At 69.5% G+C, this 26,342-nt stretch carries 28 protein-coding genes and 1 pseudogene; 14 read left to right on the top strand and 15 right to left on the bottom strand.

Annotated features, from left to right (window positions below; translation table 11 throughout):
• Together C4V41_RS35075 and C4V41_RS35070 are read left to right on the top strand one after the other, a co-directional pair.
• Positions 1-471, top strand: a pseudogene (locus C4V41_RS35075) (AAA family ATPase); the annotation flags it as partial.
• 553 nt (positions 472-1,024) lie between these two features.
• Complete coding sequence (locus tag C4V41_RS35070; RefSeq protein ID WP_103960261.1) at positions 1,025-1,963, top strand: sugar phosphate isomerase/epimerase family protein; 939 nt, start codon at positions 1,025-1,027, stop codon at positions 1,961-1,963.
• On the opposite strand, the gene C4V41_RS35065 is transcribed toward C4V41_RS35070, so the two are convergent.
• Positions 1,960-2,430, bottom strand: coding sequence for a MarR family winged helix-turn-helix transcriptional regulator (locus tag C4V41_RS35065; protein WP_200824434.1), 471 nt, complete (start codon positions 2,428-2,430; stop codon positions 1,960-1,962). The genes C4V41_RS35070 and C4V41_RS35065 overlap by 4 nt on opposite strands.
• Before the next feature lie 60 nt (positions 2,431-2,490).
• Here C4V41_RS35065 and C4V41_RS35060 point away from each other — a divergent pair, with 60 nt between their 5' ends.
• A complete protein-coding gene (locus C4V41_RS35060) occupies positions 2,491-2,868 on the top strand; it encodes a cupin domain-containing protein (RefSeq protein ID WP_103960260.1) in 378 nt (125 codons plus the stop codon).
• A 12-nt stretch (positions 2,869-2,880) separates the two neighbouring features.
• Positions 2,881-3,297 carry a cupin domain-containing protein gene (locus tag C4V41_RS35055; RefSeq protein WP_103960259.1) on the top strand — a complete coding sequence of 139 codons (417 nt, stop codon included), beginning with the start codon at positions 2,881-2,883 and terminating at the stop codon, positions 3,295-3,297.
• 65 nt (positions 3,298-3,362) lie between these two features.
• Here C4V41_RS35055 and C4V41_RS35050 read toward each other — a convergent pair whose 3' ends face one another.
• Positions 3,363-4,238 carry an HhH-GPD family protein gene (locus C4V41_RS35050; protein WP_200824433.1) on the bottom strand — a complete coding sequence of 292 codons (876 nt, stop codon included), beginning with the start codon at positions 4,236-4,238 and terminating at the stop codon, positions 3,363-3,365.
• 78 nt (positions 4,239-4,316) lie between these two features.
• On the opposite strand from C4V41_RS35050, the gene C4V41_RS35045 reads away from it, so the two are divergent.
• Positions 4,317-4,991: a hypothetical protein gene (locus C4V41_RS35045; protein WP_103960258.1), complete on the top strand. Its 675-nt coding sequence runs from the start codon at positions 4,317-4,319 to the stop codon at positions 4,989-4,991.
• 125 nt (positions 4,992-5,116) lie between these two features.
• On the opposite strand, the gene C4V41_RS35040 is transcribed toward C4V41_RS35045, so the two are convergent.
• The 7 genes from C4V41_RS35040 to C4V41_RS35010 all read right to left on the bottom strand — a co-directional run bounded on the left by C4V41_RS35040 (position 5,117) and on the right by C4V41_RS35010 (position 12,251).
• A complete protein-coding gene (locus C4V41_RS35040; RefSeq protein ID WP_103960257.1) occupies positions 5,117-5,644 on the bottom strand; it encodes a GNAT family N-acetyltransferase in 528 nt (175 codons plus the stop codon).
• 364 nt (positions 5,645-6,008) lie between these two features.
• The gene (gene disA, locus C4V41_RS35035) at positions 6,009-7,085 is read right to left on the bottom strand and encodes a DNA integrity scanning diadenylate cyclase DisA (protein ID WP_103960256.1); all 1,077 of its coding nucleotides are present in this window, start codon (positions 7,083-7,085) and stop codon (positions 6,009-6,011) included.
• A gap of 41 nt (positions 7,086-7,126) precedes the next feature.
• Complete coding sequence (gene radA / locus C4V41_RS35030) at positions 7,127-8,533, bottom strand: DNA repair protein RadA (protein WP_103960255.1); 1,407 nt, start codon at positions 8,531-8,533, stop codon at positions 7,127-7,129.
• A 41-nt stretch (positions 8,534-8,574) separates the two neighbouring features.
• Complete coding sequence (locus C4V41_RS35025) at positions 8,575-10,761, bottom strand: M20/M25/M40 family metallo-hydrolase (protein ID WP_146103906.1); 2,187 nt, start codon at positions 10,759-10,761, stop codon at positions 8,575-8,577.
• Between the two features lie 73 nt (positions 10,762-10,834).
• Positions 10,835-11,140, bottom strand: coding sequence for a thioredoxin (gene trxA, locus C4V41_RS35020; RefSeq protein ID WP_103960253.1), 306 nt, complete (start codon positions 11,138-11,140; stop codon positions 10,835-10,837).
• Positions 11,141-11,142: 2 nt separating this feature from the next.
• Positions 11,143-11,511 (bottom strand): MerR family transcriptional regulator, encoded by a 369-nt coding sequence (locus C4V41_RS35015; protein WP_103960252.1) that lies wholly within the window; start codon positions 11,509-11,511, stop codon positions 11,143-11,145.
• Between the two features lie 41 nt (positions 11,512-11,552).
• Positions 11,553-12,251 (bottom strand): class I SAM-dependent methyltransferase, encoded by a 699-nt coding sequence (locus tag C4V41_RS35010; RefSeq protein WP_235030558.1) that lies wholly within the window; start codon positions 12,249-12,251, stop codon positions 11,553-11,555.
• Between the two features lie 91 nt (positions 12,252-12,342).
• Between C4V41_RS35010 and C4V41_RS35005 the strand changes: the two genes are divergently transcribed.
• From C4V41_RS35005 to C4V41_RS34975, 7 genes are all read left to right on the top strand, one after another.
• Positions 12,343-13,152: a sugar phosphate isomerase/epimerase family protein gene (locus C4V41_RS35005; protein WP_103960250.1), complete on the top strand. Its 810-nt coding sequence runs from the start codon at positions 12,343-12,345 to the stop codon at positions 13,150-13,152.
• Positions 13,149-13,922, top strand: coding sequence for a class I SAM-dependent methyltransferase (locus C4V41_RS35000; RefSeq protein ID WP_235030557.1), 774 nt, complete (start codon positions 13,149-13,151; stop codon positions 13,920-13,922). The genes C4V41_RS35005 and C4V41_RS35000 overlap by 4 nt, the downstream gene beginning before the upstream one ends.
• Positions 13,919-14,503 carry a TetR/AcrR family transcriptional regulator gene (locus C4V41_RS34995; protein ID WP_103960249.1) on the top strand — a complete coding sequence of 195 codons (585 nt, stop codon included), beginning with the start codon at positions 13,919-13,921 and terminating at the stop codon, positions 14,501-14,503. The genes C4V41_RS35000 and C4V41_RS34995 overlap by 4 nt, the downstream gene beginning before the upstream one ends.
• Positions 14,504-14,640: 137 nt before the next feature.
• On the top strand, positions 14,641-16,746 hold the full coding sequence (locus C4V41_RS34990; RefSeq protein WP_103960248.1) for a (Fe-S)-binding protein: 2,106 nt from the start codon (positions 14,641-14,643) through the stop codon (positions 16,744-16,746).
• A 148-nt stretch (positions 16,747-16,894) separates the two neighbouring features.
• Positions 16,895-17,689 carry a hypothetical protein gene (locus tag C4V41_RS34985; RefSeq protein ID WP_103960247.1) on the top strand — a complete coding sequence of 265 codons (795 nt, stop codon included), beginning with the start codon at positions 16,895-16,897 and terminating at the stop codon, positions 17,687-17,689.
• Positions 17,686-18,753 (top strand): glycosyltransferase, encoded by a 1,068-nt coding sequence (locus tag C4V41_RS34980; protein ID WP_103960246.1) that lies wholly within the window; start codon positions 17,686-17,688, stop codon positions 18,751-18,753. The genes C4V41_RS34985 and C4V41_RS34980 overlap by 4 nt, the downstream gene beginning before the upstream one ends.
• A 29-nt stretch (positions 18,754-18,782) precedes the next feature.
• The gene (locus tag C4V41_RS34975; RefSeq protein ID WP_080044376.1) at positions 18,783-19,064 is read left to right on the top strand and encodes a metal-sensitive transcriptional regulator; all 282 of its coding nucleotides are present in this window, start codon (positions 18,783-18,785) and stop codon (positions 19,062-19,064) included.
• A 98-nt stretch (positions 19,065-19,162) separates the two neighbouring features.
• Here the strand turns inward: C4V41_RS34975 and C4V41_RS63305 are convergent, their stop codons facing one another.
• Together C4V41_RS63305 and C4V41_RS34965 are read right to left on the bottom strand one after the other, a co-directional pair.
• The gene (locus C4V41_RS63305; protein WP_020540796.1) at positions 19,163-19,324 is read right to left on the bottom strand and encodes a hypothetical protein; all 162 of its coding nucleotides are present in this window, start codon (positions 19,322-19,324) and stop codon (positions 19,163-19,165) included.
• Between the two features lie 215 nt (positions 19,325-19,539).
• Entirely contained in the window at positions 19,540-20,874 is a 1,335-nt protein-coding gene (locus C4V41_RS34965; RefSeq protein ID WP_103960244.1) for a hypothetical protein, read from the bottom strand.
• A gap of 86 nt (positions 20,875-20,960) precedes the next feature.
• Between C4V41_RS34965 and C4V41_RS34960 the strand changes: the two genes are divergently transcribed.
• On the top strand, positions 20,961-21,830 hold the full coding sequence (locus tag C4V41_RS34960; protein WP_146103905.1) for a DUF1349 domain-containing protein: 870 nt from the start codon (positions 20,961-20,963) through the stop codon (positions 21,828-21,830).
• Here the strand turns inward: C4V41_RS34960 and C4V41_RS34955 are convergent.
• Positions 21,802-22,323 carry a gamma carbonic anhydrase family protein gene (locus C4V41_RS34955; RefSeq protein WP_407670109.1) on the bottom strand — a complete coding sequence of 174 codons (522 nt, stop codon included), beginning with the start codon at positions 22,321-22,323 and terminating at the stop codon, positions 21,802-21,804. The genes C4V41_RS34960 and C4V41_RS34955 overlap by 29 nt on opposite strands.
• 150 nt (positions 22,324-22,473) lie before the next feature.
• Here C4V41_RS34955 and C4V41_RS34950 point away from each other — a divergent pair, with 150 nt between their 5' ends.
• Positions 22,474-23,481 (top strand): hypothetical protein, encoded by a 1,008-nt coding sequence (locus tag C4V41_RS34950; RefSeq protein WP_103960241.1) that lies wholly within the window; start codon positions 22,474-22,476, stop codon positions 23,479-23,481.
• A 540-nt stretch (positions 23,482-24,021) separates the two neighbouring features.
• On the opposite strand, the gene C4V41_RS34940 is transcribed toward C4V41_RS34950, so the two are convergent.
• The 3 genes from C4V41_RS34940 to C4V41_RS34930 all read right to left on the bottom strand — a co-directional run bounded on the left by C4V41_RS34940 (position 24,022) and on the right by C4V41_RS34930 (position 26,235).
• Positions 24,022-24,774, bottom strand: a complete 753-nt coding sequence (locus C4V41_RS34940; RefSeq protein WP_103960239.1) for a GntR family transcriptional regulator — start codon at positions 24,772-24,774, stop codon at positions 24,022-24,024.
• Between the two features lie 152 nt (positions 24,775-24,926).
• Positions 24,927-25,469: a VanZ family protein gene (locus tag C4V41_RS34935; protein ID WP_103960238.1), complete on the bottom strand. Its 543-nt coding sequence runs from the start codon at positions 25,467-25,469 to the stop codon at positions 24,927-24,929.
• Positions 25,470-25,533: 64 nt separating this feature from the next.
• Positions 25,534-26,235 carry a dienelactone hydrolase family protein gene (locus tag C4V41_RS34930; protein WP_103960290.1) on the bottom strand — a complete coding sequence of 234 codons (702 nt, stop codon included), beginning with the start codon at positions 26,233-26,235 and terminating at the stop codon, positions 25,534-25,536.
• Positions 26,236-26,342 lie beyond the last annotated feature (107 nt).

The following is a 26,342-nucleotide window of genomic DNA, read 5'->3' as shown; positions in this document are numbered from 1 at the left end:
GCCAAGTCCAACGACGCCGACTCCAACTACGACCGGATGAAGTCGAAGGTGCAGGAGGAGCTCAAGCAGCACTTCCGGCCGGAGTTCCTCAACCGGGTCGATGACATCGTGGTCTTCCATCAGTTGACGCCGAACGAGATCATCAAGATCGTGGATCTGATGCTCGCGCAGGTGGATTCCCGGTTGAAGGACCGCGACATGGGTCTGGACGTGTCACCGGATGCCAAGCAGTTGCTGGCCGACCGGGGTTACGACCCGGTGATGGGTGCGCGGCCGCTGCGGCGGACGATCCAGCGGGAGCTGGAGGATTCGCTGTCGGAGAAGATCCTTTACGGTGAGCTCCGGCCGGGGCAGGTCGTGAAGGTGACGATCGAGGGCGAAGGCGACAACGCCACGTTCATCTTCAAGGGCGAGACGGCTTCGCAGGTGCCGGATTCGGCGGCGGCGATCGCCGCGCCGATCCAGAACTGACGCCCGGTTCGCTCCAGAACCGCCGCCTGGTTCATCGGAAGCCCCCGCGTGACTCGTTCACGCGGGGGCTTTCGCATGTCCGGCTACCGTGAGCGCGGCTCATCATCCCTGTCGGCGGCTCTGACGCCCCCGGCCGAGCCGGTGTCGGGGAACGCCGCCGCGAACCCGCAGAAGAGGGCTCAGGGCCGCTTGGGGCGCGTGGAGATCGTCAAAGTGCTTCGGGGCGGCCTGGATGCTTCTAGCATGGGCGTCCCAACCCGAGAGGCTTTCACCGTCGGGATGTGGTGATGTGAGAAAAAATGCGGCCGTTGCGTAATTGTTGGGCGTTCGGGTATACCGCCACCGCGAGTAGTACTACACTGCGTAGAGCAAAGCCAAGTCTCATCCAAGTGAGCTACAAGAGCGTGCTCCTAAGTTGAGGACTGCTCCCTGGGGAGTAGGAAGAAATCAACTCAGGGCGGACGCGCGCGCCACCCGCAACCAGGCATGCTCACATGGTTCGCACGTCCGAGGCGGGCGACGGAACACATACAGCAAGCCGTGGAGGAAACCGATGCGCCTGCGTCACGCTGACGGAACGCTCGTTCACCTCGCCTACAACGCAGGCGTCCACCCCGCTGAAGACCTGGAGAACCTCATCGCCCATCTGACCCGTTACGCGGTCCCGGTGCGCAAGCGGCTGGGCGTGGAGCGGATGGGCATCGGGTTGTGGCTGTCGCCGACCGTCGCGGACCACCTCACGGCCGACCGCATCGAGCTCGTACGCCTGCGCCGCTCCCTGGAAGAGCGCGGCCTGGAGGTGGTGAGCCTCAACGGCACCGGCGGGCGCAACCAGGAGGTGCCCGGGCCCGACTGGGCCAAGCCGGAGCGCTACCGCTACACGATGGCGCTGGCCAAGATCCTGGCGTTCCTGCTGCCGGAGGATGTGCGATTCGGGAGCATCTCCACGATTCCGATCGGCTGGCGCCGCGACTGGCCCGCCGACCTGCACTCGATCGCCACCCGCCGGCTGGAGCGGCTGGCGCGTGAGCTGCGCGGCATCTACAGCGTGACCGGCAAGACGATCCGGGTCGGGTTCGAGCCGTGGCCCGGGTGCGTGCTGGAGACCACCGAGCAGGCGCTTGAACGGGTGTGCGGCATCGACTCCGAGCACCTGGGCGTGTGCCTGGACGCCTGCCACCTGGCCTGCGGGGCCGAGGAGCCGGGCGCGGCGCTGAAGGGGCTGGCCGAGGCCGGCGCGCCGGTGGTCAAGCTGGGGCACGTGCACAACCACACGGGCGAGACGCCGAGCACCGGGGCCGTGCTGCACGACACGCTGCGGGCGATGTTGTCGGGTGCGGTGAGCGGCAGCGCGCACATCGAGGTCGAGACGCACAACCTGACCGTGCCGGGGCGGGCCAAGGGGCCCGGGGCGCTGGTGTCGCTGCTGGCCGAGGAGCTGGCCTGGGCGCGTACCAACCTGACCAGCCTGGGCTTGCAGCTCGCCGCCTAAAGGTTGCCGAACCACCCTGGGGTGTCGAGGCGCCAGGGGTTGGCCGGGGTCATTTTGCGCAGGTCAGCCTCCAGGGCCCGTAGGCGGTCCGCGCCGAGTTCGGCGGCCCAGCGGGCGCGCAGGGTGTCGAAGATCTGGGCCGAGCGGTTGAGGGCGTCCCATCCGTACGGGGTCAGCCGGACGATCTTGCGTCTGGTGTCCTCGGGGTCGGTGGTGCGCTCGGCGTACCCGATGCGTTCCAGAGTGTCGATGGTCTTGCCCGCGGCCTGTTTGGAGACGCCCAGCAGCCGGCCCAGCTCGACGGCGGTCGTGCCGTCCCGGCCGATCGCCTGCATGACGAATCCGTGCATGGGCCTTATGTCGGGGTGACCCTGCCTGGCGAGCTCGGCGTGGAGCTCGTCGATCAGCGTTCTGAACGCGAGCATCAGTCGGAGCGGCAGTTCGAATCCCGGGGGATCGCTTGACATGATAGACAACCTGGTTAACTATATAGACAACGTTGTTGCCTATCTTAGGGGTTGAAGGACATGACTGTCATTCGTGCCGCGCAGGCGCGGCGGTCGGAGACGCCGAGCGGGGTCATGACGACGTTCGCCTCGCCGACGCAGGGAGGGGCCTCGCGGTCCCTGTGGAAGGTCGAGGCCGTGCCCGGGGCCAGCGGGCCGGTGCACGACTTCGACAGTGAGCAGGTGTGGAGTTGGGTGGCCGGGTCGGCGACCGTCGAGCTGGGCGATGAGAAGTTCTCGGTCGGCGCGGGCGACACCGTCGTCATGCCGGCCCACACGGTGCGGCGGGTGCAGGCCGACGCCGCCACCGGATACACGGCCGTGGTCACGGCTCCGGCCGGAGCCCGCGCCCTCGCCGCCGACGGGGCCGACTACGGCACGCCGCCGTGGATCGCGTGAAAGGAAATGCCGATGACTGTTATCGCGCGGGCCGACGCCCGTAAGACCGAGACGCCCAACGGCGTCATGACCACTTTGGCCTCGCCGACGCAGGGGCAGGCGGGGCAGGCCGTGTGGCGGGTCGACGCCAAGCCCGGGATGATCGGGCCGGTGCACGCGTTCGACGCCGAGACGGTGTGGACGTGGCTCGACGGGTCCGCCGTGGTTGAGCTGGGCGGGGAGCGGTTCGAGGTGGCGGCGGGCGACACGATGGTGCTGCCCGCCGACGTGAGCCGGCAGATGTTCGCCGAGGCGGGAGGCGGGTTCGTGGCGGTGGTGGTCGCTCCCGCCGGGATCCAGGCCTACAACCCGGACGGCGTCTCGGAGCCGGACGCCTGCGACCTGGCCCCCAAGGCCACCGAGCGCCTCGTGCCCCTCTGGGCTCGCTAGCCGCGTTTTCGCACGTGCCGCAGGCTCCGAAGTGCGGGAGCCGCGGTGACGTGTTGTCCACGATCTCAGGCGTGGGGGAGGCGATAGGTGCCGTCCTCCAGGGCTTCGGCCAGGCCGTCGGTGATCAGGCCGTCGAGGGCGCGCTCGCGCTGCACCGCGTCGTCCCACACGACGTCGAGCGCCGCCTTGGGGACCGGGCCGTGGGCCTCGCGCAGCACCTGCAGGAGGCGGCCCCGGCATTGCCGGTCGGTGCCCGCGTAGGTCTGGCCCTTGCGGGCGGGGCCGGTGTGGGGTGGTTTGCCCGCCAGCCGCCAGGCGCACAGGTGTGTGATCGGGCAGTCGGCGCAGCGGGGGGCACGGGCCGTACAGACCAGGGCGCCCAGCTCCATGACGGCCACTCCCCAGCGGGCGGCACCCAGCTCGGGCAGGAGCGCCTCCCCCAGCCGCCGCTCGGCCGCCGAGGTGGCGGTCGGCGGGTATTCCTCCGCGCTGACCGCCCGGGCGAAGACCCGGCGGACGTTGGTGTCCAGGACGGCGTGGCGGCCGCCGTAGGCGAAGCTCGCGACGGCGGCCGCGGTGTATTCGCCGATGCCCGGCAGAGCCAGCAGGGTCGCGTGGTCGGAGGGCACCTCGCCGTTGTGCTCGTCGGTGATGGCCTGGGCGCACGCGTGCAGGCGCAGGGCCCGGCGCGGGTAGCCGAGCCGGCCCCAGTGGCGTACGGCCTCGCCTGGCTGCTCGGCGGCCAGCGCCTTGGGGGTGGGCCAGCGTTCCATCCACTCGTGCCAGATGGGCAGGACGCGGACGACGGGGGTCTGCTGGAGCATGATCTCGCTGACCAGTACGCCCCAAGGGGTCGCGTCATCGGCACGCCACGGGAGATCCCGGGCGTTGGACTCGTACCAGTCCAGAACGGAAGTGTGCAGGAGGTTCGGCTCAACCACGGGGTCAAGCGTATTGGGAGATGGCCAAGTTCGGCGTGTCGTCACTCTCGGTCGTCGCTCGATTACCATCCTTGCTGTATGGATCCGGATTCGATGCGTGGCGACGGCCCCGACGTCTACTGGCGGCGTCGGATGAGCGTCCTCGTGGCGGTGCTCGTCGTGGTGGCCGTGGTGGCCTGGGCGTGCTCCAGCGGGGGCAGCGGCCCCGAACGTACGTCCAGCGCGCAGTCCACACCGAGCGTCGCGCCCGCCGCCGATCCGCTGCTGGCGGGGCTGCGTACGCTCGCCATGGGCACGGCCACGCCGTCGCCCAGCCAGGCCACCCCGAAGACGTCCCCCGCCGCACGACCGAGGCGGGCGGGCGAGATGTGCACGGAGCAGGACCTGGTGCTCAGCATGCAGGGCGGCGACGAGAAGATCTACGCGGGCGACGCCCAGCCGGGCTTCATGGTCACGCTGGTGAACACGGGGCCGGTGATGTGCAAGGCCGACGTGGGCCCGCGGACCATGGAGGTCCGCATCACGTCGGGCGCGGACCGCATCTGGTCCACGGCCGACTGCGTGAGCGGCCCGGGCACGGACGTCACGGAACTGCAGCGGGGGGTGCCGTACGTACGGGCTCTGGAGTGGGACCGGCGCCGGTCGAGCGCCGACTGCCGCTCGACCCCGGCGACCGCGCTGCCGGGCACGTACGTGGCCACGGTCCGCCTGGGCAAACTCCGCAGCACCAAGGGGGTCTTCCACCTTCGCTAGGTGATCGCGCGGACGGTATGTGGCCATGGGGTGAGCCACGGTCTTCGGGGGGTCTCGCCTCCGTTGAGGCGGGACCGGTGGTCTTCAGGCGGTGGTGGTTGCGGGCCGCACCCTTTGAGGCGCGGTCAGAAGAGCCGCTGCATCCACAGCGAACTGATGTACCGGCCGTTCTTCGTGGCGTACTCGCGGAAGGTACCGACTTCTGTGAAGCCGAACTTGCGATGGAGGGCGACCGACGCGTCATTGGGCATGGCGATTCCCACGACGACGGCGTGAATCGGCTCGCCGGCCAGGCTTTCGAACAAGGCTCGGTACAGCGACGTTCCCACACCCCTGCTCCGGCAACCAGCGTCGAGAGAAACGCTGAACTCGACGGTCTCCCTGAACGCCTCGTGGTTCCGGTAGGGCTGGCTAGCGGCGTAACCGACCGTTCTACCGTGACGCCGAGCGACCAGTAGCCGGTAGGGACCTGTCGGGGAGAACTGCCCGAACCAGGCGTGCCGCTCGGCCACGCTGGTCGGCCGGGTATCGAAGGTCGCGATCGAGCTTGCCGCCACGTCGTTCAAGATGTCGACGATCCCGGGGAGATCGGTCTGATCCGCAATGGCGATCTCAACGGGTTCTTGATCCGCGATCATGTGCTCAGTGGTCATCTGTCACATCATGTCCGACCAGGTACCACCCCGCCACCGCCGAAGCGCCAACCCGCTCCCCACATTGCGCGAGCGGATGCGGGCCATCGGTGGACGACCCCGATGCCGATGTAGGTGGCTGGGAACGCGGGCTCTTGTGGCGGCTGCTCTCCGGTGATGCTCGCTGGTGTCGCGTCCGGGGAGCGCGAGGGGCTGGCAAGGCCCTCACCCGGAAGCGTGCCTCGATCCCCGGGGGTGTCCGAGCGGAGCGAGGTCCTTGCGTTTGCGGGGTCGAAGGGGCGGAGCCCCTGGGAGGCAGGGCCCGAGTGCTCGTATGGCGCGTAGCGCCCCCCCATGCGAGGTCCTTGCGTCGCGGAGCCGGGGCTTAGACGTAGCGTTCGAGGATCGAGGATTCGGCGAGGCGGGACAGGCCCTCGCGGACGCTGCGGGCGCGGGATTCGCCGACGCCGCCGACCGCCTGCAGGTCGTCGATGCTGGCCGCCAGGAGTTTCTGGAGGCCGCCGAAGTGGTTGACCAGGCGGTCGACGACCGTGGCCGGGAGGCGGGGGACCTTGGCCAGGAGGCGGAAGCCCCGGGGGCTGACCGGGCTGTCGAGCATGTCGCTGCCGTTGTGGCCCAGGACGTGGGCGACCGCCGACAGGTCGAGGAGTTCGCCGCCCGACAGTTTGTCGAGGTCGTGCATGGCCTCGATGAGGCGTTTCTGGCGGCGGCCGGCGGGGGCGGGGAGGTAGTCGCGGATGACCAGCTCGCGTTCGGAGTCGACCCCGGCCACCAGTTCGTCGAGCTGGAGGGACAGGAGGCGGCCGTCCGTGCCGAGCTCGACCACGTAGCCCTTGATCTCGTCGGAGATGCGGCGGACCATCTCCAGGCGCTGCGCCACGGCCGACACGTCTCTGACCGTGACCAGGTCTTCGATCTCCAGCGCCGACAGGGTGCCGGAGACCTCGTCGAGGCGGTGTTTGTAGCGCTCTAGGGTGGCCAGGGCCTGGTTGGCCTTGGACAGGATGGCCGCCGACTCCTCCAGGACGTAGCGGATGCCGTCGAGGTAGAGGGCGATGATGCGCATCGACTTGCTGATGGCGATGATGGGCAGGCCGGTCTGCCGGGCGACGCGCTGCGCGGTGCGGTGGCGGGTGCCGGACTCGTCGGTGGGGATGGACGGGTCGGGCACGAGGTGCACGGCGGCGCGGACGATCTTCTGGTCGCCGCTCACCACGATGGCGCCGTCCATCTTGGCCAGCTCGCGGAGCCTGGTGGCCGAGAACTCGACGTCGAGCTCGAAGCCGCCGCTGCAGACCTCTTCGACGACCCTGTTGTACCCGAGAACGATCAGCCCGCCGGTCTGCCCGCGCAGGATTCGCTCCAGGCCGTCGCGCAGAGGTGTGCCCGGCGCTACAGCGGCCAGGGCGTCGCGACGGCGATCGTCAAGACTCCTATCCACCTGACCCCCGTGTCGATCGGTCACGCCCAGCTTAGCCGCGCTTATGTGACGTGTGTGAGAGCGTCCCAGACGTTCTCCGCCTGAATGACCTCGAATCCCGGCGCGAACGCCACCGGCCCGACCGGCACGAGAGCGCGCTGCCCGTTGTTGCGGCGGCCCCCGTCTTCGAGTGATCCGGCTGGTACGAGCGCCCGCTTGAACCCCATCCTGGACGCCTCCGTCAGCCGCCTGCGCACGTCTTTGACCGGCCGCAACTCCCCGGCCAGGCCGACCTCGCCGAGCGCCACCAGGCCGGCGGGCAGCGGTTTGTCGCCGGCGGCGCTGGCCACGGCGAGCATGACCGCCAGGTCAACGGCCGGGTCGGCCAGCTTGATGCCGCCGACCGACGCGGTGAACACGTCGCAGCCGCCGAGCTTGGCGTTGAGCCTGCGCTCCAGGACCGCGAGCACCATTTGCACGCGGAAGGGGTCGAGGCCGGACGACGTGCGCCTGGGCTGCTGGGCCTCCGTGCGCGCCACCAGGGCCTGCACCTCGGCGGGCAGCGGCCGGGTGCCTTCGAGCGTGACCGTGACACAGGTGCCCGGCACCGGCTCGCTGCGCCGGGACACGAACAGCCCGCTCGGGTCGGTGATGCCCTCGATGCCGCGCTCGTGCAGGTCGAAGCAGCCGATCTCGTCGGTGGGGCCGAACCGGTTCTTGATCGCGCGGACCATGCGGAGCCTGGAGTGGCGGTCGCCCTCGAAGTTGAGCACGACGTCGACCAGGTGCTCGAGCGTGCGCGGGCCGGCGATCGAGCCCTCCTTGGTGACGTGGCCGACGATGAGGGTGGCCATGTCACGCTCTTTCGCCAGCCGTACGAGGTTGGCGGCCACCTCACGCACCTGCGTCACCCCGCCGGGCGTGCCGGTCGACTGCGCCGAGCCGATCGTCTGCACCGAGTCGACCACCAGCATCCTGGGCTGGACCTTCTCCACATGGGTGACCAGGGCCGACAGCTCGGTCTCCGCGGCGAGGTAGAGCTGGTCCTGGATCGCGCCGATGCGGTCGGCCCGCAGGCGCACCTGGGCCGCCGACTCCTCGCCCGTCACGTAGAGGACCTGTGTGCGCTCGGCGATGCGGGCCGCGGCCTCCAGCAGGAGCGTGGACTTGCCGATGCCCGGCTCGCCCGCCAGCAGCACGACCGCGCCCGGCACCAGGCCGCCGCCCAGCACCCGGTCGAGCTCGGCCACGCCGGTCGTGCGGGCGGCCGCCACATCGGCCTTGACCTGGCCGATCGGCACGGCGGGGGCGGTGGTGGCGCCCGCCTGGACGACGGAGACCCCGGCGCGCGCGCCGTCTTCGTCGACCGTGCCCCACGCCTGGCACTCGCCGCACCTGCCCACCCACTTGGTGGTGCGCCATCCACACTCGGCACAGCGGTATCCGGGCTTCTGGGCAGTCTTGGCCATGCGGAGCAGGCTAGCGGGTGCCGCCGACATTCTTCGAGATCTCACACCGTGACCTCACGGAACACCGTGGTCATAGGCCCCATGACCGCGATCCGTGGATCTCTCCGATATCCCGGTACGACCGACAGATCGTAGGCCCGCTCGAATATCCGGATCCGGGCCTGGGCGCCGGCCCGTACCGCCAGCGTGATGTCGATGGGCCCGGACGGCGCGTGATAGGCGAACCCGCTCGCGGCCCGCAGGTCCCTGCCGTCCACGGTCAGCGCCGCCCGCGGCGTCACGCTGAGGCCGGCGACGGGCGCCCGTCCGGTGGGGGTGAGACGCAGGGTGAGGGTACGGCGTCCGCCCGAGGTGACGTCCTTGACCACGGCCAGAGCGGGCGCCCCCAGACTGTTCGCCGGGGGAGCGGGCTCGGCGGCCCACCCCTTCTCGCCGAACCACCGCACGCTCTCGCCTGTCGTCTCCTGAGATCGTCTTCCCCAGACGGCCTGCCCGGTGCCCGCGTCCATGGCGTACACGAGCCACCTCTGCCGGGGGTACGCGGCGTCGAACCGGTCCACCACCAGCCCCGCCGCGACCAACCCGACGGCCGCCACCAGAGGAACCAGCCACGCCCACCGCGTCATCTCGATCAGCGGCAGCACCAGCAGGAGCATGAGCGCCCAGTACGACGCCGCGAACAGGCCGCCGATCTTCAGCCCGACGTCGAAAGAGGCCAGCGCGGTGCCGCCGAGCAGCACCACCGCCGGAGCCGCTCCCAGGGTCAGCGCCACCACCCGCCATCCGTCTCCGCGCACGCGCCGCGCCACGAGCCACCCGCCGGCCGCGAACAGCGCCGACCAGGTCAGCGGATGCGACCCGCCGGGCAGAAATGCCGCGAACCCGATCCCGATCAGCGCCACCGGCAGCACCGCGGGCGCTCCGGAGCCGAGGAACCGGCGGGCCGCCAGCACGAGGGCGGTCGTGAAGGAGAGCAGCGCCGCCTGGTACGGCCAGGGCCGGTAGGGGTCGCCGGTCAGCATCTCGCCGTATTCGGGCCTGAGGAGGGTGAGAAGCGGCCACAGGGCATATCCGGCCGCCGCCGTGACGACCACCAGGAGGAGTGCCACCCCGGCCGATCCAAGGGCCCGGGGCAACGACGACCGCCCGGCGGGAGAGGGCGGTCGTCCAGCCGGCCAAGTCGGGTCAAGGGCCGGTGTGTTGCGGCGGCGGAGGGTCCAGAACAGGGCACAGGCCAGAGCCAGGGCCGCTGCCGCGACCGGCACTTCCAGCCAGGCCGGATAGCGCACGAGCATCCCCGGCACCGTGAAGTAGACCAGCTCACCCCCGGACCGCAACGCACCCAGGTCGGTCCCCGCGAGCGCGCGGGTGAGGGCCAGGGAGTTGTCGCCCATCTGCTGCAACGACCCCAGGTCGAGGTGGGCGGCATCGTCGAGAGGCGAGTGGTAGTAGGCCCCGCCCCCGGTGTACGCCGAGTCGAGCCCCATCCACCCGGCCCGGTCGAAGACGTGGAAGTCGGTGTTGTTCGGCAGCAGGCCCATCATCGAGGCGAACGCCGAGTCGGCCGAAGGGTGGGGCGCGGTGGAGCCGTACAGGGAGATGAGCGGCCCCGAGCCGGGTGAGGCGCGGAACATCTGCACGGTGCCCCGGCTGCCGCGGGCCTCGTTGTTGAGGACCACCACCGTGCCCCCGGGATCTCGCCGGGCGAACGCCTCCGCCCCGAGCAGGCCGGGCTCCTCGCCGTCGGTGAGCAGGAAGACCACGTCGTTCCTGGCCTTGCGGGGCAGCGCCCTGGCGACCTCCAGGACGGTGGCCACGCCGGCCCCGTCGTCAGAGGCGCCGGGGCCGGCGGCGACCGAGTCGTAGTGGGCGGCCAGGACCACGCGGCCCGTCGGCGCGGTGCCGGGCAGGGTCGCGACGATGTTGCGCATCCGGCCCATGGGGACGACGCCGTCATAGGAGAGCGGGAGGACGCCCACGCCCTCCTGTACGCGGACGTCCAGGCCGAGCGAGCGCAGTTCGGCGACCAGGTGGTCGCGGACACGGGTGTGCTCGGGGGTGCCCGTCGGATGCGGGGCCCTGGCGATGACCTTGAGGTGCTCGTGCGCCCTGACCGCGCTGAACGCCCCGGGCGGGGCGTCAGAAGGGCCGGGGGGTGCGAGGTCGAGCAGCGTGACCGCCAGCAATAGCCCGAGCGCGAACAGGCCGGACAGAGCGTTGCGGGTCATGAACTCCACGTTAGGAGAGTTGATCCCGCCTCGGATCGGCCGAGGGAACGAATCGGCCGGTAAATCGAAGGGACTACGCCAGGCCCAGTTCGGAGACGAGCATGCGCTTCGGCTTGGCGCCCACGATCTGCTTGACCGGCTCGCCGCCCTCGAACAGCAGCATCGTCGGCACGGCCATGACCCCGTAACGGGCCATGATCTCCGGGTTCTCGTCGGTGTTGAGCTTGCCGATGGTAAGGCCGTGCTCGGCCTCGATCTGCTCCAGCACGGGCCCCACCATCCGGCACGGCCCGCACCACTCGGCCCAGAACTCGACCAGCACCGGCTTGTCGCTCTTGAGCACCTGCTCCTCGTAGTTGTCGGTGGTCAACGTGATCATCTTCATCCCCTTACGAAACAACCCGGACATGACCGGGAGAGCTGAGCGGCCACCTCCGCGCGGCGCGCGAGCAGGGCGCGGATCTCCGCGTCGATCTCGTTGAGCTTGCGCTCGTAGACCTCGACCGACTCGGAGCATGAGCCGCCCGTGCTGTGCCCCCGGCGCAGGCAGTCGACGAACGGCCGCGTGTCCTCCAGGGTGAAGCCGACGCTGAGCAGGGCCCGGATTTCGGACACGAGCCTGACGTCGTCCTCGCTGTAGTCGCGGTAGCCGTTCGGGCTCCGGCGGGCGCTGAGCAGCCCGTGCTGCTCGTAGTAGCGGAGCGAGCGGGTGCTCACTCCGGTGCGTTCCGCCAGCTCACCGATGCGCATATGGCCAGGGTAAACGTTGACACCGACGTCAATGTCAAGCCTCAGAAGTGGCGCCAGCGCAGGACGTTCGGATAGGCCAGCTCCAGGCCGGGCGTCTCGGCGATGGCCTGCTCGGCCACCTCGGGCGTGAACTCGATGCGCAGCACCGCCTCCAGGTCCGCGCGCCGCTCGAAGGCCATCCGGAGGTCGAGGGGCCGCCGCTGCCAGCCCTGCCGGGTCCAGAACGCCTCCACCTCGCGGGCGGAATAGGTGGGCACGGTACGGGAGAACCAGCGGCCGAACGAGCCCCGCGTGGCGTCGAGGTCGAGGACGAAGGCGGCCCCGCCACGGCGTACGACCCGGGCCAGCTCGCGCAGGCCGGGCTCGCAGCCGGGACCGAAGAAGTAGGCCCACCGCGCCATCGCCACGTCCACGGAAGCGTCGGCCAGCGGCAGGTCCTGGGCGGTGGCGGCGTGCACGGTCACGTTGGCCAGCCCCGCGCAGCGGCGGCGCGCCAGCAGCGCCAGGTCGCCGTGCGGCTCCACGCCGATCACCCGCGACGCCCCGGCGGACAGGATCGGCAGGTGGTAGCCGGTGCCGCAGCCGATGTCGAGCACGGTGGCGCCGTCCCAGGGGCGCAGGTCGCGCATCGCCGCGTCGGCCGCGCCTTCGGGGTCGACGGCGCGATTTTCGAGCTCGTACGTCTGGGGCGCATTCCAGATATTCGGGCTCGGGATCGCACCTCTGGCTATCCGTGGCATGCCCATACCGTAGGCGTAAGAACACCTCCGGTGAGCCGCCACCAGTGGGGCTCGCGCGCCAGATCGGCCGTCACCGGCTTAGGCTGGCAGCGTGGCTGATGTCATCCGCGTGCCCAATGCGAAGATCGCATTGTCCACCGCTTCGGTATATCCGGAACGCACTCCTGACGCGTTCGAACTGGCCGCTCGCCTGGGTTACGACGGCGTCGAAATCATGGTCGGCGCCGACCCGGTGAGCCAGGACATCGACGTGATCGAGCGGCTTTCCGAGCACTACGAAATTCCCGTACTGGCCATTCACGCGCCCTGTCTGCTCGTCACGCAGCGGGTCTGGGGGCGTGATCCCTGGGCCAAGCTGGTCAAGGCGCAGAAGGCCGCCGAGCGCCTCGGGGCCTCGACGGTCGTGGTCCATCCGCCGTTCCGCTGGCAGCGCGACTACGCGAAAGACTTCGAGAGCGGGCTGGCCAGAATGCGCGACGAGACGAATGTCACGTTCGCGGTGGAGAACATGTTCCCGCTGCGGGCGCGGGGCAACGACGTGGTGCCCTACTCGCCCGACTGGAACCCGGTCGACTACGACTTCCCGCACGTCACGCTCGACCTGTCGCACACGGCCGTGTCGGGCTCCGACGCCATGGAGATGGCCGTCAAGCTCGGCGACCGGCTCGCGCACCTGCACCTGGCCGACGGCCTGGGTGTCACGAACAAGGACGAGCACCTGGTGCCCGGCAGGGGCAACCAGCCGTGCGCGCCGATGCTGGAGCGCCTCGCGGGCACCGGTTACACGGGCCTGGTGGTGCTGGAGATCAACACACGTAAGGCCGCCAGCCGGACCGAGCGGATCGACGATCTGGCGGAGGGGCTGGCCTTCGCCAGGCTGCACCTGGCGGCGTCCACATGAACATAGGCCCCATCAAGGATCTCGGCAGGGTGTTCGACCGGGTGGCGGACGCATATGACGCGGGCCGGCCCGGCTATCCCGACGAGCTCTACCGCGCCCTGAGCGAGGCGTCCGGCGTCGATCTCGACGGCGCCACCACGGTGGACATCGGCGCGGGCACGGGCATCCTGACGCGCGCGCTGAGGGTGCGCGGCTCGCAGGTCATCGCGGTCGACCCGGGCGTGGAGATGCTCGCCAGGCTGGTGTCCAAGACGGCCGGTGAGCAGGGCACGCCCGTCGCGGCGGTGCTGGCCGACGGCAACGCGCTGCCGCTGGCCGACGGGGTGGCCGACCTGGTGACCTACGCCCAGTCGTGGCACTGGCTCGACCCGGTGAGCTCGATCGCCGAGGCCAGGCGGGTGCTGCGGCCCGACGGCGCGATCGCGGGCTGCTGGAACTTCAACCACGCGGCCCAGGCCGAGTGGCTGGCCGCCTATGAGGCCCGCCTGGCCGAGGCGGTCCCGGCCTACTACGGCCCGGCGGTCGAGGAGTGGTCGGTGCCGCCGATCGCCGCCGCCTTCGAGGTGATCGAGGAACGCTGGATCCCCTGGACCCGGCTGGTCGGCATCGAGGACTTCCTGCTCGACCTGCGCTCGCACTCCTACATGGCAGCGCTGTCTGCGGATCGCGCAGACGAACTGGTCGAGGGGCAGCGGGCGGAGCTGCGCAAGGCGTTCCCCGAGGGCGTGCTGTCCGTGCCGATGCGGGTCTACCTGGCGGTGGGCCGATGACGCCGGAGACGCGGCGCCCCGGCCGCCGGCCGGGCTCGGCCGACACGCGCGGTGAGATCCTCACGGCCGCGCGCAGGGTGTTCGCCGAGAAGGGCTTCGACAAGGCCACCGTGCGGGGCATCGCGCGGGAGGCCAAGGTCGATCCCGCGCTCGTACACCACTATTTCGACACCAAAGAGGGCATGTTCGCGGCGGCCATGCAGCTCCCGATCACCCCGCACGACGTCATCCCGCTGCTGGTCGACGGGCCGCGCGAGGAGATCGGGGAGCGGCTGGTCCGGCTCCTCCTGCGGGTCACCGCCTCGCCGGAGACGCGGGAGCCGATGGTGGCGCTGATCCGCTCGGCGATGACCAACGAGCAGGCGGCCGCGATGTTCAGGGAGTTCATCTCCAACGCGCTGCTCTATCAGGTGGCCGAGCGGCTGCAGGTGCCGCACCTGCGGATCGAGGCGGCGTTCGCGCAGATGTTCGGCGTGGTCATGGCGCGTTACGTGATCAAGCTGGAGCCGATGGCCAGCGCGAGCCATGATGAGCTGGTGGAGATTCTGGCGCCCACCGTCCAGAGGTACTTCACGGGTTAGAGCATTGTTCTGTAACCGACGATGACCTTAGGGTATGTCGCGTATCGTAAAAAAGTTACTCGTGGGTAGGATCGCGTGAGATGCCCGCGAAGCGGGTGACCGTACGCTGACAGCCAACGTCGTCTGTGGGAGGACCCGTGCTCTGGGTAGCCATCATCGGGCTCGTCATGACCGTCCTGGCGGTCGCGGTCGCCGGTCGCAGGACGCTGTTCCTGTTCAAACTCGCGACCGTGGGGCCACCCGCGCCCGAGCGGATCGAATATGCCAAGGCGCACGCGGGCGATGAGGTCAAGGCTCAGCTCGTCGAGGTGTTCGGGCAGAAGAAGCTGCTCAAGTGGACGCCGTCGGGCGTCGCTCACTTCTTCGTCATGTGGGCGTTCTTCATCCTGCTGACCGTCTACATCGAGGCGTACGGCGCGATCATCCAGGGGGCGATCACCGGCACGCCCGACTTCCACATCCCGCTCATCGGGACGTGGGGGGTGCTCGGCTTCCTGCAGGACTTCATCGCGGTCGCCTGCGTGCTGGGCCTGGTCGCCTTCGCCGTCATCCGGCTCAAGAACTCGCCCAAGACGCTAGGCCGCCGCTCCCGCTTCTCCGGCTCGCACCTGGGCGGCGCGTGGCTCGTCCTGTTCATGATCTTCAACATCATCTGGACGCTCTTCCTCGCCCGTGGCGCGGCCGCCGCCAACGGCAACTTCCCCTACTCCTCCGGCGCGTTCGTCTCGCTCGCGCTCGGCGACGCGCTGCCCGCGAGCACGCTGCTGGAGGAGATCGCGCTGCTCCTGCACATCGGCTTCATGCTGGTGTTCCTGGTCATCGTGGTGAACTCCAAGCACCTGCACATCTTCACCGCCCCGCTCAACGTGCTCTTCTCGCGCCGCCCCGACGGCCTGGGCGGCGCGCCGGAGATGCGCGTCGACGGCAAGCCGGTCGACTTCGAGGACGAGGATCTCGATCCGGAGCGGCTCGGGCGCGGCAAGATCGGCGACACGACGTGGAAGGGCTTCCTCGACTTCTACTCCTGTACGGAGTGCGGCCGCTGCCAGTCGCAGTGCCCCGCGTGGAACACCGACAAGCCGCTCTCGCCCAAGATGCTCATCCTCGACCAGCGTGACCACGCCTTCAAGGTGGCCCCCTACCTGATGGCGGCCGCCGGCGGCGTCGAGCACAAGGACACCGACGTGCTCGCGCTGCTGGAGAAGCCGCTCGTCGGCGAGGAGGGCGTGATCCACCCCGACGTCCTGTGGTCGTGCACCAACTGCGGCGCCTGCGTCGAGCAGTGCCCGGTGGACATCGAGCACATCGACCACATCCTCGACATGCGCCGCTACCAGGTGATGGTGGAGTCGTCGTTCCCGTCCGAGGCGGGAGTGATGGTGAAGAACCTGGAGAACAAGGGCAACCCGTGGGGCATGTCCGAGATGAAGCGGGCCGACTGGATCGAGGAGCTCGACTTCGAGGTCGAGCTCGTCGAGGAGAAGATGCCCGAGGACACGGAATATCTGTTCTGGGTGGGCTGCGCGGGCGCGCTCGAAGACCGGGCCAAGAAGACCACCAAGGCCGTCGCGGAGCTGCTGCACATCGCGGGCGTGAAGTTCGCCGTGCTCGGCCCGATGGAGGCGTGCACCGGCGACCCGGCCCGGCGGCTCGGCATGGAATATCTGTTCAACATGCTGGCCCAGCAGAACATCGAGACGCTCAACGAGGCCGGCGTCAAGAAGATCGTGGCCACCTGCCCCCACTGCTTCAACACGCTCGCCAACGAATATCCGCAGCTCGGCGGCACGTACGAGGTCGTGCACCACACGCAGTTGCTGTCCAAGCTGGTCGACGAGGGCCTGCTCACCCCGATCACGCCGATCGAGGAGAAGATCACCTACCACGACCCGTGCTTCCTCGGCCGTCACAACAAGGTTTACTCCCAGCCGCGCGACATCATGGCGAAGGTGCCGGGCGTCACCACCCAGGAGATGCACCGCCACAAGGATCGGGGCTTCTGCTGCGGCGCCGGCGGCGCGCGCATGTGGATGGAGGAGCGCATCGGCAAGCGCATCAACACCGAGCGCGTGGACGAGGCGCTGACCACCGATCCTGACACGGTCTCGACCGCCTGCCCGTTCTGCATGGTCATGCTCGGCGACGCCATCAACGAGAAGAAGAACAACGGCGAGGCCAAGGAGACGCTCGAAGTCGTGGACGTGGCCCAGCTCTTGATCAAATCTGTCAAAGGCGCTTCCTGACCACTGATAGTCGGACTCCTCCACAGCTCTTGTGGAGGAGTTTCGCATGTCAACGGCTGTGACTACGAGAAATCCGGCATCCACATAACGGGAAAATCACGGTAACCTCAACGTCGCATGGCCTTATTCGACGGGGAGGGGGCTCGTGATGGGCGTCGTCGTCACGGACGCCGAAGTCACCCTGGCCGACGTCCTGTCCCTGCGACTAGCCATCGACGAACCACTGGAAAACGGCACCGAACTCGTTCTCAGGCATCGCACCACGGGGGTGGAACGCGACGTGCTGCTCGGCACGCCAGGCGCGCGGGCCCGCGAGGCCACGCTGGCGGTCTCGCTGGAGCCACTGGAGCTCAGCGCCGGGCGCTGGGACGCCTATCTGCGCCGTGAGGGCAGGCGCAGCAGGCTCCGCAGCGTCGATCCCGGCTTCTCACTCGACCATCTCGACACGTACGCGCTGTGCCGGCGGACCCTCGCCTACCGCACCTACCGCACGCGCAACGGTTTCCTGGCGCTGAAGATCTCCGACGCGGAGCCGGTGGCCGAGGTGCGCTCGATCTACTTCAGGGAAGGCCGCTTCGAGGTCATGGGGCTGCTGGCGTTCACGGGGCTGGAGGACGACGACTCGCGCCACGAGGCCACGATGACCCTCGACCGCCGCCAGACCAACGCCCGGGTGTCGGCCACGGCGACCGTGCAGGGCGTGCGCTTCCACGCGGCCGTCTCGCTGGTCGACGTGCTGGCCGCCGACCCCGACGGCGGCGGCACCTGGGAGCCCGCGCTGGAGGTCGAGGGGGTGCCCACGCCGCTGCGGCTGGGCGCGCGGCTCGACGACGTCGACGGCAAACGACGCCGGCTGCACTATCCGTCGTTCAAGGTCGACGGCGTGCCCATCAGACCCTGCTACACCGCCGACGACGAGCTGCGGATCGAGGTCGGTGGATGAAGGTCAGCCTGGTCCTCGCCTCCGCGTACGGCATGCGCGGCGACGTACGAGCCACGCTGAACCTCGCGACCGCCCTGGCGGAACGGCACGACGTCGAGGTGATCAGTGTCCGGCGGCAGAAGGAGAAGCCGTTCTTCCCCGTCGGCCCCAAGGTGGCCATGCGCAGCGTGATCGACGCCAGGCCCGGGGTCAGGCACCTGTTCCCGAGCGGGCAGGTGCGCACCGAGGTGGCCCTGTGGCGGATGCTGCGCAACCTCAAGTCCGACGTCCTCATCACGACCAGGCCGGGGATCGGCGTCCAGGCCGCCAGGCACGCGCCGCGCGAGATCATCAAGATCGCCCGCGAGTGGGGGCGCCCGGCCGTCCCGGCTCCGGTCAAACGCTTCTATCCGCGCCTGAGCGCCGTCGTGACGGCCACGGAGTCGGCCCAGGAGGAGTGGACCAAGCTCCTCGGCGACGGGACCGCCGTGCACGCCGTGCTGGACGCGCTGCCGGGCGGCCCGTGGCCGCGCTCGCGGATGGACAACCGCATCGTGGCCGCCGGCGGGCGGTGGGTGCCGGTGAAGGCGTACGACCGGCTGATCAAGGCGTTCGCCATCGTGGCGGACAAGCGGCCCGACTGGCGGCTGCGGCTCTACGGCGGCGGCCCCGAGGAGCGCCTGCTGCGCTCGCTGGTGCGCGACCTCAACCTGCACAACCACGTCTACTTCATGGGCACGACACCTGACCTGGCGGGTGAGTTCGCCAAGGCCTCGATCGTGGCCAGCACCTCGCGCAGCGAGGACCTGGGCATGACGGTGCTGGAGGCCATGGGCTGCGGGGTGCCCGTGGTGGCCTTCGAGGGCGCCAGAGGGCCCAGGGAGTTCGTGGCGACGGGCTACAACGGGGTGCTGGTGCCCGAGGCGGAGGGCGAGCTGCAGCTCTTCGCGTCGGCGCTGCTGGCGCTGATCGACGACGAGCGCAGGCGGCGCTCCCTGGCGGCGGGCGCGCTCGACACGGCGGTGCGCCACTCGGCCGACGAGGTGGCCGAGCAGTGGGAGAAGCTCATCGCGGATCTCCGCTGACTGATACCTGCAACGGGTACCGTAGAGCCATGCATGGGTACAGCGGAGACAAGCAGGCATATCTGACGCGCCTCAGGCGGATCGAGGGGCAGATCAGGGGTCTGCAGCGGATGGTCGATGACGACGCCTACTGCATCGACGTGCTGACCCAGGTCTCCGCGGCCACCCGGGCGCTGCAGGCGGTGGCTCTGGGGCTGCTGGAGGAGCACATCTCCCACTGCGTCGCCGACGCGATCAACACCGGCGGGCCCGAGGCCGAGGCGAAAGTGAAAGAGGCGTCCGCGGCGATCGCGCGCCTGGTCCGTTCATGAAGCTGATTGACTAGTTATGTGAAACCCCGGAAACCGTTGTTCCTGACCCCTTAGGAGTCGGGAACTAGGTCCCCGGGGCTAGTAATCGTGTTGGTCCTTCAGCGGCTCGCCGAAGTCCGCAATCCGAGCGCGTCGTCGAGTTCGTCCAAGGTCAGCCGCCGCTCGCTGACTGCCACGGCGGTGAGCACCTCGGCGTAGAGCGCAATCTCGTCCAACGCGACACGGTCGTGGACCCGAGAGTCCAGGTCGTCGTGCCCCACCGCGTCGTCCTTCCTTCCGCAGCCCACACCCTCTACGAGGTTACGGCGGACGCCCCTTCGGGCGACATGGCCCATCGGAGTCATTCCCTTCCGCGCGTCGGGGCCCCCAGTGGGATCATTTCCCAAAACCGAGATCACAATTCAGCACAATGACTGTTATCGGAAGTGTTAGAACGATATAGGGGGAGTAAGGGTGAAATATCGGTATTAGTGGTTTAGACGGGCCCAGTGTGGTGATCGTCGCGTTCGTGCACGAGTCTGCGCACCAGAGCCGACTGCCCCGCCAGCCCGCGCTGCGGCACCTTGGCCCCCGTCAGCCGCCCCCACCCGAGCCCCATCGCGTACGCCGCCCCGAGCACCGCCGCCCCGCTCGCCCGGTCCGGCGGCGCCACCTCGACCACCGGCGCGGGCGCCACCGACACCCCGCCGTTCCCCGTCTGTACGGGAAACCCGTCCGGCTGCGTCGACTCGGCGGCCGAGGTGCCCGTGAGGCCCGCCGCCCGCAGCTCCTCGTAGGCCATCCGCAGCCGGTGGTCCAGCCGGCCCGGCAGCGTCCCCTTGGAGTCCGACAGGTCGGCGAGGAGCGTGGCCGCGCCGCGGCGCGGGTCGGGCATGAACGCCAGGGCCTCGACGAGGTCGTAGAGGGTGTGGGCGAAGTGCCCCGCCGGGTCGTTCTCCACCAGCAGGGCCCGGCACAGCCGCGCGGGACAGCGCCCCAGCCACGCCCGGAGCATCGCCCCGTCGCCGTCGCCGTCCTGGGGCGGCTCAGCCCGGCGCAGCACGGGCTCCACCATGGTGAGCATGGCGAGCGCCCGCGGCCTGAACCGGGTGTCGAGGAGCAGGATCTGGGCCGTGTCCGCGATGATGGCCGCCAGCCTGAGCGCCGACCGCGCCTGCCCGGCGCGCTGCCGCTCGGCCACCAGCCTGACGAGGTCGATCAGCGGCGGCGCGGGCAGCCAGCGCACCCACTCGTCGCCGGGCAGTGAGCGGCGCAGATATTCGCCGAACACGGTGATCAGCCGCTCGTTGCCGTCGAACGCGGGCGCGTACGCGCACCACATGATCGTGCCCCACACGGCCGCGACCGTGCTCGGCACGTCTGTGGCGAATATCTCGTCGAACGCCGTCAGCGGGAAGTCCAGCTCGGATCGGCGCCCGCAGGCGCGTACGAGCACCCTGAGCTGCTCCGTGAGCCCCTCGGGCACGTCCGGCCCGATGAACGACTGCGTCGAGCCCGGTTCGGCGTGGAAGTCCCAGCCGTGCGGCACCACCTCGCCGGGCAGCGCCGCCGCCGGATGGCCCACCTGGCGCGCCCGCGTGCCCCTGGGCGGCGGCGCGAGGTGCCAGCGGCCGTCGGCCGGATCGAGCAGATGCCAGCGCGCGTGCGCCCCGAAAAGCCACCTGTCGCCATCGGGGGTCACAAGTATTCTCGCGGCCAGCACATGGGCGCGATCGGGCACGGAAAGCCCCTGCCAGCGGGGGTCCGCGACCATGGCTCGAACCTCCGCCTCTGCGGAGGTGAACGCATCCCAAGGTCGCACGGCCGTCATCGTACTGGGCGTACTCGGATCATCCATCGGCATTTCACGGCAGAATGTCCGCTATGAGGGCGAAGGTAGCAGGGACGTTGGCGGTCGTGAGCGTGCTCGCAGGGTGCGGTACGACCACGCTCGCACCCCCGACCCCCTCTGGGCCCGGCGTGCTCACGATGGACAACACCAAGCCGCCGGCGCCCGGCGGCGAGGTGGGCGAGGCCTCGACGGAGTTCGACGCCGCCGAGGACCTGTCAGCGTGGACGAAGCTCAGCACGACCGAGAAGGACGTCGACCGGATCGCCAAGTACGACGTGAACAAGACCGTGAAGGGCTCGATGTACCTGGAGCCCAAGACCTCGGCCTGGTTCGACGGCTTCCGGGGGCCCTTCGTGTACCAGGACCTGGCCGGGGACATCGTCATGCACGCCCGGGTCAAGGTCGAGGGCAAGAAGGGCGGGCAGCCCAAGCGGAAGTTCTCGCTCGGCGGCCTGATGGCCAGGCAGCCGAACTCGTACGCCAAGCCCAACTGGGTGTCGGTCACCACGGGCACCGGTGAGAAGAGCGGCCAGGTCGAGGTGAAGTACACCCAGGACGGCAGCTCCAAGCCCGCCGAAATGGCCGTCAAGAGCGGCTGGGTGGAGCTGTCGCTGGCCCGCGTCGGCCGCGTCTTCGTCGCGCTCTACAAGGAGGAGGGCGGCAAGTGGAAGGTCGGCCGCCGCTGGCCCTCCACCCTGCCCGACGTGCTCCAGTGGGGCGTCACCGCCTACAGCGACTGGGACAGCTACAGCCTGCTCAAGAAGGACGCCACGAAGGGTAACGCCAAGCAGGTCAAGGGCACCCCCGACCTGGAGCTCACGGTCGACTTCATCCGCTTCCTGCGGCCGGAGCTGCCCGAATACGCCGACCCGCTCAACACCGCCTCGGTGTCGGACGAGGTCCTGATCAAAGCGATGACGCCTGCCGGTGCCTGAGCGCCTTGGCCATGTAGTTGTCCGGCGTGCGGGCGAAGGAGTCGCGGTCGTCGTCGGTGAGTTCGCGCACGATCTTGCCGGGCACGCCCGCGACCAGCACCCCGGCGGGGATCTTCTTGCCGGGGCCCACGAGGGCTCCTGCCGCCACCAGCGTGCCCGCGCCCACGTGGGCACCGCCCAGCACGATGGCGCCGATGCCGATCAGCGCGCCGGACTCCACGTGGGCGCCGTGGACCATGGCCTTGTGCCCCAGGCTGACACGGTCTTCCAGGATCGTGGGCTCGCCCGGGTCGGAGTGCAGGCAGCACAGATCCTGTACGTTGCACTCTTCGCCGACCTCGATCCGCTCGTCGTCCCCTCGGAGAACGGAGCCGTACCAGATGCTGGACGCCCGGCCCACCCGTACGCTGCCGACCACGATCGCGCCATGGGCGATGTACGCCTCGGGGTGTATGTCCGGGACTGCTCCGTTGTCCAACGCTGCTATGTACATTCGAGACATCGTAATTCCAGCTCGGGGTATGGCGTTCGGGTTGCGGACGTGGGCAGATGGCAGGAAAGTCGTTTCCTGACGTCTCGTCGTCAGACCCTCACAACCCGCAGTTTTCCCCCGCCTCACGCAAACCACCCTTAGGTAACCCCCATGATGAACCAGCACGAGAGCATTCCCGATCTGATGCAAGAGGACACCTTCGAGGTCGTGATGCGCGGCTACAACCGCCGCCAGGTCCACGACTACATGATCCGGACCCGTAACCAGGTACGGGATCTGGAAGAGCGGCTGGCACGGGCGATCGATCAGGCCGAACAGGGCCGCATCGAGCTGGCGGAGGCCAGGCGGCGCATGGTCGAGACGCCCCAGAGCTACGAGGACCTCAGCCCCAGGCTCGCGCAGATTCTCCGGCTCGGCGAGGAGGAGGCCGCGAGCAAGAGGGAGGACGCGGAGACCGAGGCCGCCAGCGTCCGCGAGTCGGCCAAGTCGGAGGCCGAACGGCTCGTCACGAGCTCGCGCGAGACCTCTGACAAGATTCTCACCTCCGCCCAGTCGGAGGCGGAGCGGAGGGTGAGCGAGGCCACACAGGCGGCCGAGCGCATGCTGGCCCAGGCCGGCAGCGACGCGGAGGAGCAGCTCACCTCGGCCCGCACGGAGGCCGACGAGACGCTGACCCAGGCCAGGGCCGAGTCGGAGAGATTGCTCACAACGGCTCAGGCCGAGTCGGAGCGGCTGGTCTCGACGGCCCAGTCGGAGTCGGAGCAGCTCATGCAGTCCGCCGGGGCGCAGGCCGAGCAGATCGTCTCGCAGGCGCGCGGCGAGGCCGACGCGATGATGGCCTCGGCGCACCAGCGCACCGCCGCGCTCGACGAGCAGGCGGGGCGCCGGGTCGAATACCTGTCGAACACGCACTCGGAGGTCGTGCGGCGGCTGACCGAGATCGGCTCGGTGCTCGGCGACCTCATGCGCAGCGAGGCGGCCGCCGGGCCGCTCGTCCCCGACGCCGCGGCCCCGCCGGCCCCGGCTCCGCAGGACGACGTGCGGGTCATCGTCGAGGACGACGACGAGCCCGCCGAGCTTGAGGAGAAGCCGCAGCAGCAGGGCATTTCAGACGACACCGATGTGAACATCGTCCGGCTGTCCGAAGTCCACAAGTAGGCCGGCGTTCACGAAGAGGGCCCACCAAGCGGAAGCCCCCGCCCCCGATAGGGTCGGAGGCTTCCGCGTTCGTGGCCCCTCCAAGTTGGTGGCCCGGTGCCGGGGCCGCCGAGACGCAGGACCCGGCACCGGGCGGCTCTGTGCGCCGGCCGCGGAACGCTCCACGGCCGACGATCAAGGAGATGCGGGGCCGGTCCGCCGCCGCTGCGGCTCGCCGGCCCGCCTCTCCTGGTCCCGGAGCTGGTCACGTAGACCGTCCGGGTCGTCCGCGTCGATGGTCATCGCACATCCGGCATCGCGCTGCGCCGCGCTCAGCGGATGGTGTCTCGTGGCCCACCAGCGGGCAGCGTCGCTCCGCCAGATGGTCCACTGGGGGTACTCCCGGGCGATCTCGGCAAGATGCCGATCAAAGGACATCGCTGTCCACCTTTCCCGGGCCCCCAGGCGAGGTTCCATCTAGTTAGAAGATGCGGCACCTCTCTAGAGAGCACAATGATCGTGACGGACAGGTCAACCTATCGCTTGACAGATCGGCTTGAATCACGCGTCGAAGTCGTACTGGAGTACGTACGCCGCCGAGTCCAGAACCATCTCGTTGAGCTCGATCGGGAGCCCGCCCGACGTGTACGCCGTCCGCGAGATCACGATCACGGGTGTCCCGCCCGGCAGGTCGAGCAGCCCGCTCTCACGAGGCGCCGGCATACGGGCCCTGACCTCCTCGGTGAAGTGGGCCGGGGGGATGCCAAGGTCCCCCAGCCTGGCGTAGGCGCCGCCGGGGCCGGTGTCGGTGAGGGTGATCGCGCTGCCCGACACCAGATGCGCGGGAAAGTAGGATGTGGCGAGCTGTACCGGTCTGGTGTCGACCGAGTAGCGGCGTCGGCGTACCCAGACCTCGGGGCTCTCCAGGACGGCGGCCACGTCCTCTGTGGCTCGCTCCAACACCACCTCCACGGTGTCCACGGTGAACGGCCGGCCCCGGGTGTCCGCGTCCCAGATGGCCCGCCCCTGGCCCCATTGCTCTCGTGACAGGCGGCGCGAGCCGTGCCTGCGTATCGGTTTGAAGAGCCGCACGTAAACCCCCGAGCCTCGTTTGGGCACCGCCAGCCCTTCGTTGATCAGTACGGCAAGCGCTTGCCTGGCGGTGGCTCGTGCGATTGCGTATTCGGACATCAGTGCGTTCTCGCCCGGCAGTCGGTCCCCGTCGCGCAGTTCGCCGGACAGAATCCGGGCGCGGAGGCCGTCGGCGATGCGTCGATAGATGGGGGGTTCGTGGGCTACCGGGGATTCAGACAACTTTGATCACCCTCTGTCACCAACCGGGTTGTGGCGTCTCCAGAGAACTTGCCCCGTCTTGTCCACGATCGCACAGATCAAGAGGATGGTCGCGAGCTTCTTTTGAGCGGATCGTGCCCATGTGGTGAATTCCGGGATGTTTAGACAGGCCGTTACCGTGGAACGGTCCTGCCCGGTATTCGATCGGCCCACCAGCGGCGAGTAACCAAAGCGAAGATCGCGGCGCCCGCCGTGTTGAGGACGACGTCGTCCACGGAGGAGAACCGGCCCAGTCGCAGGGCGAACTGGAGCGCCTCGGCCAGGACCGAAAATGCCGCCGCGACGGCCGCAACGCGCGCGATCGAGGACATCGCGCGGCTGCGTACCGGCAGCAGCGCGCCCAGCGCGGCGAAAACCAGCAGATTGCCTCCGACCTGCACCAACGCCGCCTCCCACGGCGCGTCGAGCAGGTCCGCGAGGTCGGCGAACGGGACCAGGCCGACTCCGGTCGGCCCGTCGGAGGGCGTGAGGATCATCCAGATCCATGGAGCGGTCCCGGCCGCGATGCCGACGTCGGCGATCGACGTGCGGAGGGGTGCCGGATGGCCGGCGCGGGTGCGGCGGCGGAAGAGGAGCAAGATTGCCAGGAGCGCCAGGGGAAGCGCAAAGGTACCAGCAATAATGACGTTTCCCCACAATTCCCACGTCCGCGCCATCCGACCATGATGACGATTGATCTAGGGGTACCGGAAGATGTCTTTCTGGACAGGTCCTCGGAGATCAGACGGGCAGGTGCTCGGCGAGGAAGGCCGTCGCCACCGCCCACGTACGCTCCGCCGCCGCCGGATGGTGGAACATCGGCGCCTGGCTGTTGTGAAAGGCGTGCCCGGCCTCCTCCTCGACGTGCATGACCGCGTTCGGCCGCCCCTCAGCGGCCTTCTCCACCACGGCCACCCGCTCACGCGGGATGTAGGGGTCGCTGCCGCCGAAGACGAACAGCAGCGGCGCCTCGACGCGCTCCATGAGCCCGGTGGCGTCGGGGACCGCCGAGCCGTAGAAGGACAGGACCGCGTCCAGCTCGATCTGGGTGGCCAGCATGTAGTCGATCGAGCCGCCCAGGCAGAAGCCGACGGCGCCGACCCCGCCGCGCACCTCGGGTAGCGCTCGCAGATGGGCGACGGTGAGCGCGCAGTCGGCCACCCCTTGCGCGAAGTCGAAGCCGCCGGCGAGGTCGATCGCGGCCTGCGTGCCCTCGGGGGTGTGCTCGCCCCGCCAGTTCGGCTGGAGCCGCCAGAACAGGTCGGGCGCGGCCACCACGTAGCCCCTGGCCGCGAGGTCGAGGGCGACCTCCTCGATGTACGGGCCGACGCCGTAGATCTCCTGGACGAGGAGCACACCGGGGCCCTCACCGGCGTCGGGGAGCCACACGTGGACGTCGAAGGAGCCGTCGTGGGCGGTGATCTGGTCGATACGGGTCTGCATGTTCACCAGCATCGCGCATGGCGCGCGCCGCGTTCCGGCGAGACGATGCGATCGAGGGTTCCGTGACCCCGGGACGCCTCGCCCATTCGCGATCTATACCGGGAAGC

This window comes from Nonomuraea solani, assembly GCF_900108335.1.
GTDB classification, from domain to species: Bacteria; Actinomycetota; Actinomycetes; order Streptosporangiales; family Streptosporangiaceae; genus Nonomuraea; species Nonomuraea solani.
This window is presented reverse-complemented; position numbering and strand designations above follow the sequence as displayed.

Coding starts and splice junctions, on each gene's coding strand:
- C4V41_RS35070 (WP_103960261.1), top strand. CDS start 1,025: ATGCGCCTGCGTCACGCTGACGGAACGCTCGTTCACCTCGCCTACAAC.
- C4V41_RS35065 (WP_200824434.1), bottom strand. CDS start 2,430: ATGTCAAGCGATCCCCCGGGATTCGAACTGCCGCTCCGACTGATGCTC.
- C4V41_RS35060 (WP_103960260.1), top strand. CDS start 2,491: ATGACTGTCATTCGTGCCGCGCAGGCGCGGCGGTCGGAGACGCCGAGC.
- C4V41_RS35055 (WP_103960259.1), top strand. CDS start 2,881: ATGACTGTTATCGCGCGGGCCGACGCCCGTAAGACCGAGACGCCCAAC.
- C4V41_RS35045 (WP_103960258.1), top strand. CDS start 4,317: ATGGATCCGGATTCGATGCGTGGCGACGGCCCCGACGTCTACTGGCGG.
- C4V41_RS35040 (WP_103960257.1), bottom strand. CDS start 5,644: ATGACCACTGAGCACATGATCGCGGATCAAGAACCCGTTGAGATCGCC.
- radA (WP_103960255.1), bottom strand. CDS start 8,533: ATGGCCAAGACTGCCCAGAAGCCCGGATACCGCTGTGCCGAGTGTGGA.
- C4V41_RS35025 (WP_146103906.1), bottom strand. CDS start 10,761: ATGACCCGCAACGCTCTGTCCGGCCTGTTCGCGCTCGGGCTATTGCTG.
- trxA (WP_103960253.1), bottom strand. CDS start 11,140: ATGATCACGTTGACCACCGACAACTACGAGGAGCAGGTGCTCAAGAGC.
- C4V41_RS35015 (WP_103960252.1), bottom strand. CDS start 11,511: ATGCGCATCGGTGAGCTGGCGGAACGCACCGGAGTGAGCACCCGCTCG.
- C4V41_RS35010 (WP_235030558.1), bottom strand. CDS start 12,251: ATGCCACGGATAGCCAGAGGTGCGATCCCGAGCCCGAATATCTGGAAT.
- C4V41_RS35000 (WP_235030557.1), top strand. CDS start 13,149: ATGAACATAGGCCCCATCAAGGATCTCGGCAGGGTGTTCGACCGGGTG.
- C4V41_RS34995 (WP_103960249.1), top strand. CDS start 13,919: ATGACGCCGGAGACGCGGCGCCCCGGCCGCCGGCCGGGCTCGGCCGAC.
- C4V41_RS34985 (WP_103960247.1), top strand. CDS start 16,895: ATGGGCGTCGTCGTCACGGACGCCGAAGTCACCCTGGCCGACGTCCTG.
- C4V41_RS34980 (WP_103960246.1), top strand. CDS start 17,686: ATGAAGGTCAGCCTGGTCCTCGCCTCCGCGTACGGCATGCGCGGCGAC.
- C4V41_RS34975 (WP_080044376.1), top strand. CDS start 18,783: ATGCATGGGTACAGCGGAGACAAGCAGGCATATCTGACGCGCCTCAGG.
- C4V41_RS34965 (WP_103960244.1), bottom strand. CDS start 20,874: ATGACGGCCGTGCGACCTTGGGATGCGTTCACCTCCGCAGAGGCGGAG.
- C4V41_RS34955 (WP_407670109.1), bottom strand. CDS start 22,323: ATGTACATAGCAGCGTTGGACAACGGAGCAGTCCCGGACATACACCCC.
- C4V41_RS34950 (WP_103960241.1), top strand. CDS start 22,474: ATGATGAACCAGCACGAGAGCATTCCCGATCTGATGCAAGAGGACACC.
- C4V41_RS34935 (WP_103960238.1), bottom strand. CDS start 25,469: ATGGCGCGGACGTGGGAATTGTGGGGAAACGTCATTATTGCTGGTACC.
- C4V41_RS34930 (WP_103960290.1), bottom strand. CDS start 26,235: ATGCAGACCCGTATCGACCAGATCACCGCCCACGACGGCTCCTTCGAC.